The following is a 13,831-nucleotide window of genomic DNA, read 5'->3' on the forward strand; positions in this document are numbered from 1 at the left end:
TTGAAACGTTCTACACGAAGAACATTTTGCTGAACGAGGGCATCCGTGCATGGATGGCACCTCAGGATCAGCCCCACGAGAAGTTTGTGTTCCCTGAGGAGGTATTACCCCGTGGAAACGCCCTTTAATAGTTCTTATGTATCGGCTGGTAACCGTGACCTAGAATCATCAGGGTTTGCCTGGTGGTCTGGAAACGCCCGCCTGATCAACTTGTCCGGTAAGCTGTTGGGTGCTCACGTTGCCCACGCTGGCTTGATTGTGTTCTGGACCGGAGCCATGACCTTGTTTGAGGTGGCTCACTTCGTCCCTGAAAAGCCCATGTATGAGCAAGGTATCATCCTGCTCTCCCACTTGGCGACCCTAGGTTGGGGTGTTGGCCCCGGCGGTGAAGTAACCGATACCTTCCCCTACTTCGTGGTGGGTGTGCTTCACTTAATTTCTTCGGCAGTTCTCGGTCTAGGCGGCATCTACCACGCCGTGCGCGGCCCGGAAGTGCTAGAAGAGTACTCTTCTTTCTTCGGCTATGACTGGAAAGACAAGAACAAGATGACCACCATCATCGGGATCCACTTGATCCTCTTGGGTTGTGGTGCCTTCTTACTCGTCTTGAAAGCCATGTCCTTTGGTGGCGTATACGACACGTGGGCACCCGGTGGTGGTGACGTGCGGATTATCACCAACCCCACATTGAACCCCGCTGTTATCTTCGGCTATCTGTTGAAGTCTCCTTTTGGTGGCGAAGGCTGGATCGTCAGCGTCAACAACATGGAAGACATCATCGGTGGTCACATCTGGGTCGGCATTATTTGTATTGCGGGTGGTGTATGGCACATTTTGACCAAGCCTTTCGCTTGGGCTCGCCGTGCATTTGTGTGGTCGGGTGAAGCCTATCTGTCTTACAGCCTGGGCGCGTTGTCCCTCATGGGATTCATCGCCTCGATCATGGTTTGGTACAACAACACTGCTTACCCCAGTGAGTTCTTTGGTCCTACGGGCCCCGAAGCGTCTCAGGCTCAAGCACTCACCTTCTTGGTGCGTGACCAACGCTTGGGTGCCAACGTCGGTTCGGCTCAAGGGCCTACCGGTCTAGGTAAGTACCTGATGCGCTCTCCGACCGGTGAAATCATCTTCGGCGGTGAGACGATGCGTTTCTGGGATTTCCAAGGTCCTTGGCTGGAGCCGCTCCGTGGCCCCAACGGTCTAGACCTTGACAAGATCAAGAACGATATTCAGCCTTGGCAAGCGCGCCGTGCGGCTGAGTATATGACCCATGCACCGTTGGGCTCTCTCAACTCGGTGGGTGGTGTGGCAACGGAAATCAACTCGGTGAACTTTGTGTCTCCCCGTGCTTGGTTGTCTACCTCTCACTTTGTGCTAGGTTTCTTCTTCCTTGTGGGTCACCTGTGGCATGCCGGACGGGCTCGGGCTGCTGAGGCTGGCTTTGAGAAAGGGATTAACCGTGAAACTGAGCCTGTGTTGTCGATGACCGACCTAGACTAGGTTCACGATTTTCATAACTGCGAAGGGCTCCCTAGGGAGCCCTTTTTTTGTCTAGGGTTATGGTTGATGCCTGTCGGGCGATCGCCCTCTGATCGTTCGCGTTCCATTCCTCGCTTTCAATCCGATCCCCCGATCGCTGTAGGATGAGAATCAGGGTTGGCGCAGTCGTCTCCACGATTCCAAAACAGTGAGATGTAACAGTGGAGGGCGATCGCTGCCCGTAGGATCCGTTGTCAGACCCTACCCTAGGGACTCGCGGATCGATCACCGGTAGCTTGTTGTTGAGGATGGACGAATTGATGTCGGAGACAGATTGGGCGGATGGCTTGCAATGGACTCCTGATGCCGCCGCAAAGTTTAAAAATATTCCCTTCTTCGTGCGATCGCAGGCCAGACAGCGCATTGAGGCGATCGCTCGTGAAGCAGAGACCGATATTGTGACGGCCGATATTGTCGATCAGGCCAGGATTGAATTTGGGCAGTGATCCGCAGGATTAGTGAATGGCCCGATTGCGAGCATAGTCGCTATTCCGTTGATAAAGATGCTGACATTGCTGGGCCATCTCATACTGTTCGTGACCGGAGGTCACCTCGCCCATGAGGTCTGAGGCCTGTTGCCATTGCTGGGCTAAGTGCAGCCAGTCTTCACTGCCTTGGGCGGTTTGTCCAGCAGCGATCGCTTGTTGAGCCATGAAGATTGCAGCCAGAAAAGGGGAATTGGCTTCTGGAGCTTCGTCTTGGAGATGGGTGTCGGTGCCGGTCGCTTGAGTAGCCGGTTGTTCCTGCGGGGAGTCTTGGTTGACAGACTGCCAATCGGTAGCCTGAAACGGTTGGGCTACTGTCTGAACATCGACCTCGGCTTCTGAGTCCAAGGACGTTGGCCGATCCTCTGATTCCAGGGATGCTTCAGTAACGTGTAGCGTGGACTGCACGTGAGCTGCTTCTGCATCGACTGCTGCCGGGCGTTCGAGCCATGCTAAGGCTTCAGAGCGATCGCTCTCTAGATCGGTTTCTGTCGGGTGGCTGAGCCCTGGGGACTCGATCGGGCTGGTGCCATGGGCGCTAACGGTCTGGGATGTCTCTAAGGAAGGGGCATCATCGGCGGCATCGACGGGGGTCTGCCAATCTAGCTCAGTGATGTCGTGATCTTGCCAGTCGTCGTCGCGATCGTCGGACAGAGGAGCGTCTGGATTGTCTGAATCCGAGGGCGGCAGAGCCGATTCTGTGGCAGCGATCGCCTCGGAGCTAGGAACCTGATTCTCAGCCTCACCTAACGGTGGCGGCGGATCATCGGCCTCGGCTGGAGGCTGAGGGGGAGCCTGCCATCGGGAGAGCAAGCTCATGCCAGAGAGGCGCTTGAGCAGAAAGTCTTGCTCTCCCAGGGAAGGCGGCGAGTCGTCCGTCGCCAGTTCGCTGGGCCGATCATCGGCCTCAAATCCCATCAGCTTGTCTAGCATGGCATCCTCACCCCGGTCTCCAGCTAGCGCCTCCAGTTCAAGATCGTCGTCGAGATCGGCATCGGCAGGATCCCAGGCTTCTTCATGGTTTAACAAATCAGCAAAGGGTTCTGGCACGCTTTGCAGCTCGTCCAACTCATCTAGGTCATGGGCTAGATCTTGCATGGTTTCGGGCTCTAGGTCGTCCCAGGATTGTGCTCCTTGAGGTTCTACGGGGGACAAATCCGGTAGATCGGCGGGAGGGTTCCAGGTGCTCAGGTCGGTATCGGTCACCCCATTTAGGGAGGTCTGGTGATGGTTTTGGGTATACAGATCGGTGTAGCTCAGCTCATCGGGTGTGAATTGCCCCGTGAACTGATAGGGGTGTTCCTGATCCTGCTCAAAGATCGAGGGAATAGGCTGATGCCCATTGGGTGGATCCTCCGTCCCTAGGCTGGTTAAGGAGGCATCGAGTGCATCTGGCAGATCGGCGATCGCCCCCGCCCCTACCTCTTCAGCATCTTCTTCTACGTGATGGTCTCCTTGATCTACCTCGTTGACCTCGTCTACCTCATCTTCTAGATCACCCGCGGCCGGAAATACTGCCGTGAAACGCTGGCGTAGACCATCAACCCAAGACTCGGAAGCCGGTTCGGGCGCGGCCCCTCCTTCGGCATAGGCTTTGTAGTATTGGTGGTAGCGATTGTAGCCATAGGATCGGGTGGTGTGGGCTTTGATACCATTGGCTACCACGCCCAAGAGGGATACCGGTGAAACATCGAGGGTATCGAGGGCTTGCTTCAGGTCGGTACGGCTGGTGGTACCCAAACCCACAACCACAATCATGCCATCGGTTTGCGCGGCCAGCAGGCTGCTGTCGGCAAATCCCAGCAGGGGCGGCATATCGTAAATGACAATGTCAAAGTCTTGGGTCACCTTTTGGTTAAACTGCTGCATCTTTTGGGATGACAGAAGCTGAATCGGGTCAGGGGGAATCATCCCTGCCGTAATCACCGTTAGGTTTTCATCAATGGGCGATCGCTGCATGGCCTCTTCTAGGGAACAATCGCCCGTCATCACATTACTCAATCCCCTCAAGTTGGGAATTTTTAGCCGTTCATGCACTTGAGGCAGCCGCAAATCTGCATCCACCAGCAATACCCGCTGCCCCATAATGGCGGTGGCTCGCGCCAAGTTCAGCGCAATAGTCGATTTACCCTCCGCCGGGACTGCGGAACTAATGACAACGGAACGAATGGGGCGATCGGCTCCCAGGAAGCGGATATTGGTATAGAGCGATCGGAAGGCTTCTAAAAAGGGAGAAGATTGGTAGTGATAGGACGATGGCTTACGGGCACGCGCTGTGGCATCCTCGCCCTGGATCAGCATTTGGTTGGGCTGGCGGATAAACGGCACCACGCCTAGCATCGGCAAGCGGGCAAAGGACTTTAAGTCATCAGGGGTATGAAAGACGGTATCCAGTTTGTCGGTCACAAAGGCCGCCCCTGCTCCTAGCAAGGCTCCAGCGATCGCCCCTAGCATGAGACTACGGGGAACGTTGGGAGCAATGGGGGAGTTCATCGTCGTGGGTTCGGAAATGAGCTGCCAGGGAATAGACTGCTGGGCGGCCTGCAGCTCTAGGGATTCCCGAGTGGTCAGAAATCGATTCAGGCTATCGGTGGCAATACTTAACTCCCGCTGCAGGTCGGTATACTGCCGGGCTAGAGCGGGGACAAGGTCAAACTCTTGCTTAATTTGCTGTTCGACATCTGCCAAGGCCCGTTGGCGAGTTTGCAAAACCTGAACCTCGTTGGCCGTGTTGATGAGCTGGCGGCTGAGGTCAATGGAAATAGACGTGAGGTTGCCATCCATTTGATTCGACAACCGCTGCCCAAGAATGCGATCGGCCTCCTGTTCTAACAGCGGCAGTAAACTATCTCGCCGATCCTCCAGCACCTGCACATTGGGCGTATCGGGCAAGAAGCGAGCCGATTCCGTGGCAATCTGTGCCTCGACGTCCTGAACCTCGTTCAAAATAGCCTGGTAGCGGGTCGATTCACTTAGGGCCGAAGCTGCCAAAGCCTGGTCGGGACTGTAGCCAAGCTGGCTTTGAATGGCTAGGTAAAGAGACTCTGCCTCAGAAAGCTGGGTGCGGGTGCTTTGCTGCTGTTCTTCAATGGAGGTGATCAGGCGGGACAGTTCGGTGCCCCGCGACTCTGGATCGATCAGGCTATATTCTTGGCGAAATCGCTCTAGACGCTGCTGCAGCGAATTCACGCGATCGCGCAATTCTGGCAGTTGTCCTTCAACAAACTGTACCCCTTGCTGGAGGTTCGTTTGTCGCTGCTCAAAGCTATATTTGAGATATTCCTCGGCGACGGCATCTAGTACGGCCTGAATGCGCTCTGGATCAGGGTTACGGTAGCTCACCGAGAGCACCTTCGTTTCTCGTAGGCGCGTGATGCTGAGGTTGCCAGCTAATTCTGAGTAGCTAAAGTCGGGGTAGGTTTCTTGCAGCGTTTCGAGAATGGGGCGCAGCAAGGCTGGACTGCGCAACACCTCTGTTTGGGTATCGTAGTCAAAGGTGGTGCGAAACTGACTGCCCTCGCGCAGCAACTCTTCAGAGGGATCTACTTCAGCGATCGCCTCCACTAACACCTGAAATTCTCCGCGATAAATGGGCGTGCGGGTGAGCGTCCAGCCCCAAAAACAGACCGTTGTAGCGATCGCCACTCCTGCCAGCATCCACCGGCGTCGGTAGATAATCTCTTTGACGTTTTGCAAGTCCATCTCCTCCGATTCATAGGGAAGATGGATAACGGCGGGGGAAGGAATTGCTTCAGACTGCGGGGCGTGATGAGAAAACGGTGGTTGATGGGACCCAGATACCATAGTCGGCTCTCAGATGTATAGCTGGTTGACAATAACAGCGTGGTAGCGGAGCTAGGGGCAATCATGCGCAGTCCTAGAACGACCTACACTGGATTGATACGCGAATTGATCGATGGACAGAGGTAGACATGCTGGTTCAAGGCTGGAATCCGTACTTGGATCCGTACTTGAACTCGTACTTGGATCCGTACTTGAATCCGTGCTGGACTTCGAGGCTTGATTAGCGCAGTCCTCCAGCGATCGCTAGACACGGGGAGGTGATCGACCCGCAGTCTTAGTACGTCATCTATATCCATGATCTTGTTAACTCTTTACGACCATTTCCCCTCAGAACCGCAAACTTTCACGGGGAGGTCGGGGTAAATACGGGGTGGGAAGCGATCGCCCTCGGCGTAGACGCACTGATGCAAGGGTTGGGTGACTGGTTGGATGACTGGATTTGATGACTACGAGGGCTTCAGAAGCGTCCGGAATCTAGCCTGTCGTGGCCGAAAGAAGCAGCAAGTTAGCGGCGCATCACTGCATAGGTGAAGAATCTCAGGTGCTCGGAGTCGCTGCCAGTTCAGGGATGGCGATCGCTCCCACGTCATCAGAGCCAGCATCAACCCAACCTAGACCTGCAAGATAGAAGAACGAAGACAGAAAAACGAAACGGACTTCCAGGACACACTCAAGGATGCCTGCCTGAGCACATAGGCGGGTTACTTCCGTCTCAGATGACTAGCCATCGGTGGATCGGCCGACCCACGCAGGATGAACGACGAGACTGATGATCTCTGTCGAACTCAGGGTCGAACTCAAGTCTGAAGCGATCGCGGAGCTCTTGCCTGCTGGATTAGGGACAACATTGCTAAGTTTTTGTCAAACCCTGCGCAAGTTTCGATTTTGTGTGTAGTATCGCTGGTAACTCATCGATGCGATCGGTTGATCATCAACCTAGGTTAGGTCGTCTAGCGATGGTCTTGACGGGTCTAACTTGATCGGAATAGGTGAGTTTATTCCTTGCCATCGTGACTCAATGGCTACAGGTTTCTTGCTTTGAAATGTACCCATAGATGGTCGCATTTTGAAGCAAGTTCATAGCGGTGTGACCATGTATTTAGCCTTCATTTCTTGGGGAGACTAGTCGTTGAGAATTCAGGCATGGGAGAGACTTGCTGGAACTAAGTTTAGTCCTGCAGTTTCGAAAAATCTATGCTTTCATTTGAAGGTGGCAGTTCTCTAGGAAATCGAGTAGGATGCGATCGCATTAGCTCGATAGATAGGTGTTCTTTCGTCGGCGTCGCCCCCTTGGCCAGCGTTTATCTTTAGTGAATGAGCGGATAGTATCGTGGTTAGAATTCTTCAGGATTTGCTATCAAAGAAGACGAAAGGGATCGGTATCGAGCTGACCCCTGAGCGAGTCAACGTGGCTCAGTTAAAGAAAAAGGGTCAGGGGTTTCAATTGGCGAAACTGGCCACGGCTGAAGTGCCAGAAGGAATTTTTCAGGAAGGGCAGATCATTGATTCGCCCGCCATGGCAGAAATTGTGCAGCAAGTCCTTGAAACCAATGGCATCAAGGTGAAAAATGCGGCAACCGCTATTCCTGGAGGACGAGATACCGTCACCCGGATCATTCCAGTCCCGGCTGAGCTAGACGACAATGAGCTGCGGGAGATGGTGCTCAATCAAGAGGCTGGGCTATACCTGCCTTTTCCCCGAGAAGAAGCCGACGTTGATTACCAAAAGCTCGGCTTTTTCGTCGATGAAGATGGCATCGATAAGGTTCAGGTGTTGCTGGTAGCCACCCGCAAAGACGTGACCGATACCTACCTCGATACATTCCGGCAGGCGGGCATTGGCATCAACGTGCTGGAAATCAGCAGCTTTTCTCTGATTCGCACCATTCGCGAGCAGCTTCGACAGTTTACGCCCCAAGAAGCTGCCGCCATTGTGGATATTGAATTTGACAGCACTGAAATCTCCATCACGGTGGATGGGGTGCCCCAGTTTTCGAGAACCGTGCCGATTGGCACCTACCAGATTCAGAGCGCCCTCAGCCGAGCCATGAACCTACCGCCCTCGCGCAATACCGATTTGCTGCAAGGCATGACCATTCCAGTAACGCCGATGGATAGTGTGGGCGTGCCTCAGATGGGCGGTACCAATCCTGGCTCTGCCGCTATGTTGAGGGTGCTGGGCGAATTGGCTGATGAGCTGAGGCGATCCATTGATTTCTACCTCAACCAGGGTGACAACATGGAGGTAGCACAGCTTTTATTGGCGGGCCCCGGCGGGGCCATTGGTCAACTAGATGAGTTCTTCTCCCAGCGGCTCAGTTTGCCTGCAAGCCAGGTTGATCCGGTCGCCGCTATTTCCTTGGAGATTGTGGAGAATGAAGTAGTAGATATTCAACATCCGGCTGGTCTGGGTGTTGTCTTGGGGCTGGCGTTGCGGGAGGCATGGTAGATGTATAGTCTAGACATTAATTTTTTAAGCGATCGCGAAGAGCGAATTAGCGCAGAACCGATCGCTTCTAAAGCGGCTGCGCCCCAGAGCCCGATCATGCTGTATGCCGGTTTAATCATTGGTATTGGGCTGCCGGCAGCGATGGTGGGTCTTTGGTTGTTTTCGCAGTATCGTACCGGTATTTTGCAGCAGGAAAATCAGGCACTGGATAGCCAGATTGCCCAAATTGAAAGCCTGCGAGGTGAGTTTGCTGATGTGGATAGTCAGGTGCAGCTCATTGAAGAAGAGGTGCAGGCCCTAGCAACGGTGTTTGATCGCATCAAGCCTTGGTCTGCCATCTTGCAGGATGTGCGCGATCGCATTCCTAATATGCCTGCCAACACACCGCCAGATATCGTTCAGGTCATCCAAATTTCTCAGGTTGAGGAAGAGCCTGCCCCTCGCAGCTCGACGCCTACCGCGGACGCTGACGGTACCGTGCCGCCGCCGCCGCCGCCCCCTGAAACCAAGATTCAGATTCGAGGCTATGCAACAACGTTTACGGCCGTCAACGACTTTTTGCTCCTGCTGCAGCGATCGCCCTTTTTGAACAGCGATGAAACTCGTTTGGTTGTCGCTGAGCTCGTAGACGACCCACGGCAGCTTCAGCCTGAGAATGACGATGTTTCTGTCGAGGTGTCCCTGCGCCAGCAAGTGAGCTATACCATCGAAGCTCGTCTCACGGATATGACTGCCTCGGAACTCTTTGATGAACTAGAAGGCACCCTATCCTACGGTCTAACATCCCGTATTGAAACCCTGCGTAATCGAGGAGTGTTGCAGCCATGACAGCCGGTGATTTTATGTCTAATGCACCGGATATGGAGGAGACATCTCCCTATCCGAAGGTCTTTGGAATTGAACTGACTCCCTTGGTGAGCGGGCTGCTGCTGATTGTATTAGGCGCTGCTGCTGCTCTTTGGGTCTTCCAAAATTTAGTTTCACCTGTTTTGGAGACCAATAGCACTCTGCAAAGTGAGGTGGATCAAAAGCAAAGTTTGCTCGTGGATACGGGCGAACTAGAGCGACAAATTGAAGAAGCTCAAGCCCGACTGGTTGAGGCAGAAAATCTGCGGACGGATGTGCTGGGCTTATTTGCTAGCGAGGCTAGCTTGGATACGCTACTCTTTGACCTCAACGAACGCATTCGCTCAGCTAATGCGGGTATTGAGGATGAAGTGCGGCAGGCAAACCTTGTCACGTTTGAGCTGAACGATGACTTGTCAGGGGTGATTACCGACAGCAGCTATGGCCCGGCTGTGAATAATCGCCTGGAGCGGCGGGTGTTTGATGTGTCGATGCGGGGTGACTTTACCCAAACTCAGTCAATTATTCGTAGTATTGAGCGATTGCAACCACTCATGGTGCTGCGAGAGTTTAATTCAGAATTGAACACAGCCGCCCAGGAGTCGCTGGTGAATCAGCAGGGGCAGGTGATTGCTAGAAGTGACTATGTGTTGATCGACACGAGCTTCCAAGTCCATGTGCTGCTGCCGGCTCCAGAGGGAGCCTTTGAAGCCGCTAATCCTCCTCCGATGGAAGAAACCGAAGGAGCAGAGGGGGCAGAGGGAGAAGAGGGAGCAGTAGATGCCGAGGCCGGTAGTTAATGGCGCTTAAGGGCTGCCCATTGTGGCTCTTAAGGATGGGTTGGCAGGAGAGGGTTCGCCCCCTACCAGTCAACGAGAAATGTACCAACTGGATTCGGTTAATTCGCTCATATGAACTAGATTTAGCGCTCAGTGTTGATGTTACGGGTTAGTTCATCCCAGAGATTTTGAAGGAGGAGGGGACCGTGAAACGTCTTTTAGGTTTTAGTAGTGTGGTAGCCAGTGGCATGATGGTGGCAATGACGGCTCAGCCGGCTTCTGCCCAGCCAACCCGTGTAACCGGGGTGCAGGTGACTGAGGCATCGAATGGTGTTGAGGTGGTGTTGCAAACCCAGGAGGGCGATCGCCCCCAGGTGTTTACCATCGCTCAGGGGAATACGCTGGTGTCGGACATCATCAACACGCAGCTTCAGCTCCCTGAGGGCAACGGCTATTTGCAAAATAATCCGGCCCCTGGCATTGCCTCTGTCAGCGTCACTCAAGTAGACGAAAACAGCATTCGTCTGTCAATCACCTCCGCCTCCGATAGCGCTCCTTCTGGGCAAGTCCGCCAAGCTGACAACAGTATTGTGTTTGACTTCGCTAATGCTGGAGCAACAGCGCAAGCGCCAGCACCGGCTCCTGCGCCACCTCCCCAAGCTGCACCTGCGCCACCTCCCTCCATTGCCCAGATGCCTTCGCCTAGCCCTGTCTTGGTGCCCAATCCGGAGCTGTTTATTGACGGGGTACCGGTTCTCAACCCAGCTCAGGGCTTTACGCCACCGCTCCAATCACGGGCGGTTGCGCCACCCTTGGGCGATATCGCTGTTTCAACCCTGGATACATCACGCGATCGCATTGATCTCGCCACGACTGAGCGCGTGCCCCGTTTGGTTTTGCGGGATGCGCCGGTGCGCGATGTCCTATCTCTGCTAGCTCGCGCGGCCAACCTGAACATTGCCTATATTGGTGAGATCCCAGGCATCAACGCCGATGACCAAGCATCCGGCGATGAAGGTGCTGAGGAAGTACGCATTTCCCTCGATATTGAAAACGAGCCGGTTCAGGACGTCTTCAACTATGTGTTGCGCATTAGTGGTCTAGAAGCCAACCGTGAAGGGCGCACCATCTTTGTGGGACCGCGCTTGCCCGATGACGCCCGCAATATCATTGCCCGCACCCTGCGTCTCAATCAGGTGACGGCTGCTGAAGCTGCTAACTTCTTAGCAACCCAAGGGGCAGAATCGCGTCAAGCCTTCCAAGCCGTGCGGATCGAAACCATTGGAGAAGGAGCTGCTGCCCGAACCGTTGAGGTTCTAGAGCCGCCTCAGATTGTGGCCGTGGAAGTCCAGCCTGGGGAAAGTCCCCTGTTGCTGCAAGGTTTATCGGTGACCACTGATAACCGACTCAATGCCATCACCCTCGTGGGATCTCCCCGCCGGGTGCAGACAGCTACCGATCTACTAGCTCAGCTCGACCTCCGCCGCCGTCAAGTTGCGATCAATGTGAAGGTGGTGGACGTTAACCTGCTAGCAACAGAAGACTTTTCTACCAGTTTCTCCTTCGGTATTGGTGACGGGTTCTTTGTGAGTGACGGTGGATCCTTGGGGGCTCGCTATGGAGAAGCCCGGCCGCCTAGTATTGGCGATTTCAACGACAGTCGTTTTAACCGACCCATTACTGGTGACTTGTTTCCTCCCACTGAGGAGGAATTAGGCCCCTTCCTGGATGCACAACCGAATGCTCCCTTTGGAAGTAACCAAAGCACTGGTAACCCTGCCCCATTTCCTGGCGAAGAGAACCGATTTCCTGATGGTCGTTTTCCTCGTTCTCCTTTTGGGACAAACCCAAATCCTCTCCAGCCGGGTATCACGGAAATTACGGAAGCTGGCATTGAGTTTGGATTGCCTCAACTATACCAATACACTCGCGACTTCCTATTTGACTTGCAGGCTCAGGTGGTTAGCGGCAATGCAAAGATCCTGACCGATCCAACCTTGACGGTGCAAGAAGGGTCACGAGCTACGGTTCAATTAACGTCCCAGGTGTATGGAGGTTCTCGAATCACTACAGATGAGGATGGAGACATCACATCCTCTGAGCCCATCATTAACGATGCAGGTCTCATTCTCGATATTATTGTTGATCGGATTGATGATAACGGCTTTGTGACGATGTCTGTGGAGCCAACTGTGTCTTCGATTTCCCAAGTGTTCAGCACTGAGCGGGACGGGGACATTGTTCTCTTGCAAGAACGCACCGTACGTACTGAACGGATTCGGATGCGGGATGGGCAAACATTGATCCTGGCTGGGATTATTCAAGATAGCGATCGCGTTGAGGTGAGCAAGGTGCCAATTTTGGGAGATATTCCCATCTTGGGTGCGCTGTTTAGAAGCACCAATCGGGAGAACTCTCGCCAAGAGGTGGTGGTTTTAGTAACGCCTCAAATTTTGGATGACTCGGATCTATCCAACTTTGGCTATCGCTACTCCCCAGGACAAGACGTCCAGGAAGTGCTTCGCCAACAGGGTATGCCGCTGCGTTAGCATCGAGGCATCTCGATTGTTGATACCAACTAAATAGGGTAGCTCTGGGTATAGGTCTCAAAGCTACCCTATTTTTGTAGACCCGCCATGCGAGGAGGCTCTATCAAGATCCTTCGCAGTACTCCAGCCATAGCTGAACACTTGGCTGGTGGTGTAGCGGAGTGCAATCCAAGGAAGCAGTTTACACAGCATTATGCTAGAGTGTAGACATGCTGAACATGACGTGGGAATTCAAGCTAGAGCCGACTGCTGAACAGGTTTCAGAGATTGAGCACATTCTTGATCTGTGCCGCAAAGTCTGGAATTTTGCCCTGCAGGAACGCAAAGACTGGCTGGATTCTCGCAAGTCTCCGGTGAATGCATGTTCAATCCGGCAGGAGTTTATCCTGCCTGTTGATACACCGTTTCCGAGTTACCACGCTCAGGCCAAAGGCTTAACCAAGGCCAAGGGCGACTTCCCGAGCCTCAAGGCCGTCAACGCCCAGGTGCTCCAGCAAGTTCTCAGGAAGCTGGATGGAGCTTGGGAGTCATGGCGGTTGAAGCGGTCGGGGTTCCCACGGTTCAAAAAACCTAACCGGATGCGGTCGTTTGTGTTCCCTCAGATGCTCAAACACTGCATGAGTGGTGAGGGCATCAAGCTGCCTCAGCTCGGGCTGATTCGGGTGCGCTGGTCACGGCAGATCCCCGACTTGTTCAAGGTGAAGCAGGCCCGGATCGTGCGCAAGGCATCAGGGTACTTCGTTCTGTTAAGCCTGCAAGCTGATGTTGATGTTCCGGCCACGATGCCCCACGGGCACCCGGTCGGTATCGACATTGGGCTTGAGTATTTCCTTTCGACGTCTGACGGCGAGCAGGTTAAGCGGCCTCGCTTCTTCAATGAACTGCACCGCAAGCTGACATTGCTGCAACGCAGGCTCAAGACCAAGCAGAAGGGGTCGGGCAACTGGCTAAAGCTCCAGAGGAAGATTGGGAGAGTCTATCAACGCATTGCCGACACTCGCAAGGATTGGCATTTCAAGTTGGCCCATCACCTGTGCGATGGAGCAGGGATGATGTTTGTGGAAGAGCTGGACTTCCGGATCATGGCCAAAGGGATGCTAGGTAAACACACTCTGGATGCTGGTCTGGGGCAATTCACAAACCAGATCCTGCCCTGGGTGTGCTTCAAGCGCGATATGTTTTACGGTAAGGTGGATGCTCGTGGCACCTCTCAAACGTGCCCAGATTGTGGGGCAGAGGTTCGCAAAGACCTCTCAACTCGAATTCATCACTGCCATCACTGCGGGTCAATCAAACCCCGTGATGTGGCGGCAGCTCAAGTCATTCGTACCCGTGGGCAACGGGGAATAGAAAATGCCTGTGGAGTCGATGCGGCGGGGG

9 protein-coding genes and 1 pseudogene are annotated in these 13,831 nt (G+C 54.1%); 9 read left to right on the forward strand and 1 reads right to left on the reverse strand.

Annotation, left to right across the window (positions count from 1 at the left end):
- The 3 genes and pseudogenes from JUJ53_RS15955 to JUJ53_RS15965 all read left to right on the forward strand — a co-directional run.
- Positions 1–128: pseudogene (locus JUJ53_RS15955) on the forward strand (photosystem II D2 protein (photosystem q(a) protein)); the annotation flags it as partial.
- Positions 112–1,500 carry a photosystem II reaction center protein CP43 gene (gene psbC, locus JUJ53_RS15960; protein WP_204153034.1) on the forward strand — a complete coding sequence of 463 codons (1,389 nt, stop codon included), beginning with the start codon at positions 112–114 and terminating at the stop codon, positions 1,498–1,500. The pseudogene JUJ53_RS15955 and the gene psbC, both read left to right, overlap by 17 nt.
- 299 nt (positions 1,501–1,799) lie before the next feature.
- Complete coding sequence (locus JUJ53_RS15965; protein WP_204153035.1) at positions 1,800–1,985, forward strand: PCP reductase family protein; 186 nt, start codon at positions 1,800–1,802, stop codon at positions 1,983–1,985.
- 9 nt (positions 1,986–1,994) lie between these two features.
- On the opposite strand, the gene JUJ53_RS15970 is transcribed toward JUJ53_RS15965, so the two are convergent.
- Positions 1,995–5,828 carry a polysaccharide biosynthesis tyrosine autokinase gene (locus tag JUJ53_RS15970; protein WP_204153036.1) on the reverse strand — a complete coding sequence of 1,278 codons (3,834 nt, stop codon included), beginning with the start codon at positions 5,826–5,828 and terminating at the stop codon, positions 1,995–1,997.
- Between the two features lie 769 nt (positions 5,829–6,597).
- On the opposite strand from JUJ53_RS15970, the gene JUJ53_RS25160 reads away from it, so the two are divergent.
- From JUJ53_RS25160 to JUJ53_RS15995, 6 genes are all read left to right on the forward strand, one after another.
- Positions 6,598–6,723, forward strand: coding sequence for a hypothetical protein (locus JUJ53_RS25160; protein WP_275415780.1), 126 nt, complete (start codon positions 6,598–6,600; stop codon positions 6,721–6,723).
- Between the two features lie 435 nt (positions 6,724–7,158).
- Positions 7,159–8,277, forward strand: coding sequence for a type IV pilus assembly protein PilM (pilM, locus tag JUJ53_RS15975; RefSeq protein ID WP_204153037.1), 1,119 nt, complete (start codon positions 7,159–7,161; stop codon positions 8,275–8,277).
- The gene (locus JUJ53_RS15980; protein WP_204153038.1) at positions 8,278–9,105 is read left to right on the forward strand and encodes a PilN domain-containing protein; all 828 of its coding nucleotides are present in this window, start codon (positions 8,278–8,280) and stop codon (positions 9,103–9,105) included.
- Entirely contained in the window at positions 9,102–9,923 is an 822-nt protein-coding gene (locus JUJ53_RS15985) for a hypothetical protein (protein WP_204153039.1), read from the forward strand. Before JUJ53_RS15980 ends, JUJ53_RS15985 begins: the two co-directional genes overlap by 4 nt.
- A gap of 185 nt (positions 9,924–10,108) precedes the next feature.
- Entirely contained in the window at positions 10,109–12,451 is a 2,343-nt protein-coding gene (locus JUJ53_RS15990) for a type IV pilus secretin family protein (RefSeq protein WP_204153040.1), read from the forward strand.
- A 209-nt stretch (positions 12,452–12,660) separates the two neighbouring features.
- On the forward strand, positions 12,661–13,831 hold a 1,171-nt coding region (locus tag JUJ53_RS15995; protein WP_204153041.1), incomplete at its 3' end, for an RNA-guided endonuclease TnpB family protein.

Source organism: Leptolyngbya sp. CCY15150 (assembly GCF_016888135.1).
GTDB lineage: Bacteria > Cyanobacteriota > Cyanobacteriia > RECH01 > RECH01 > RECH01.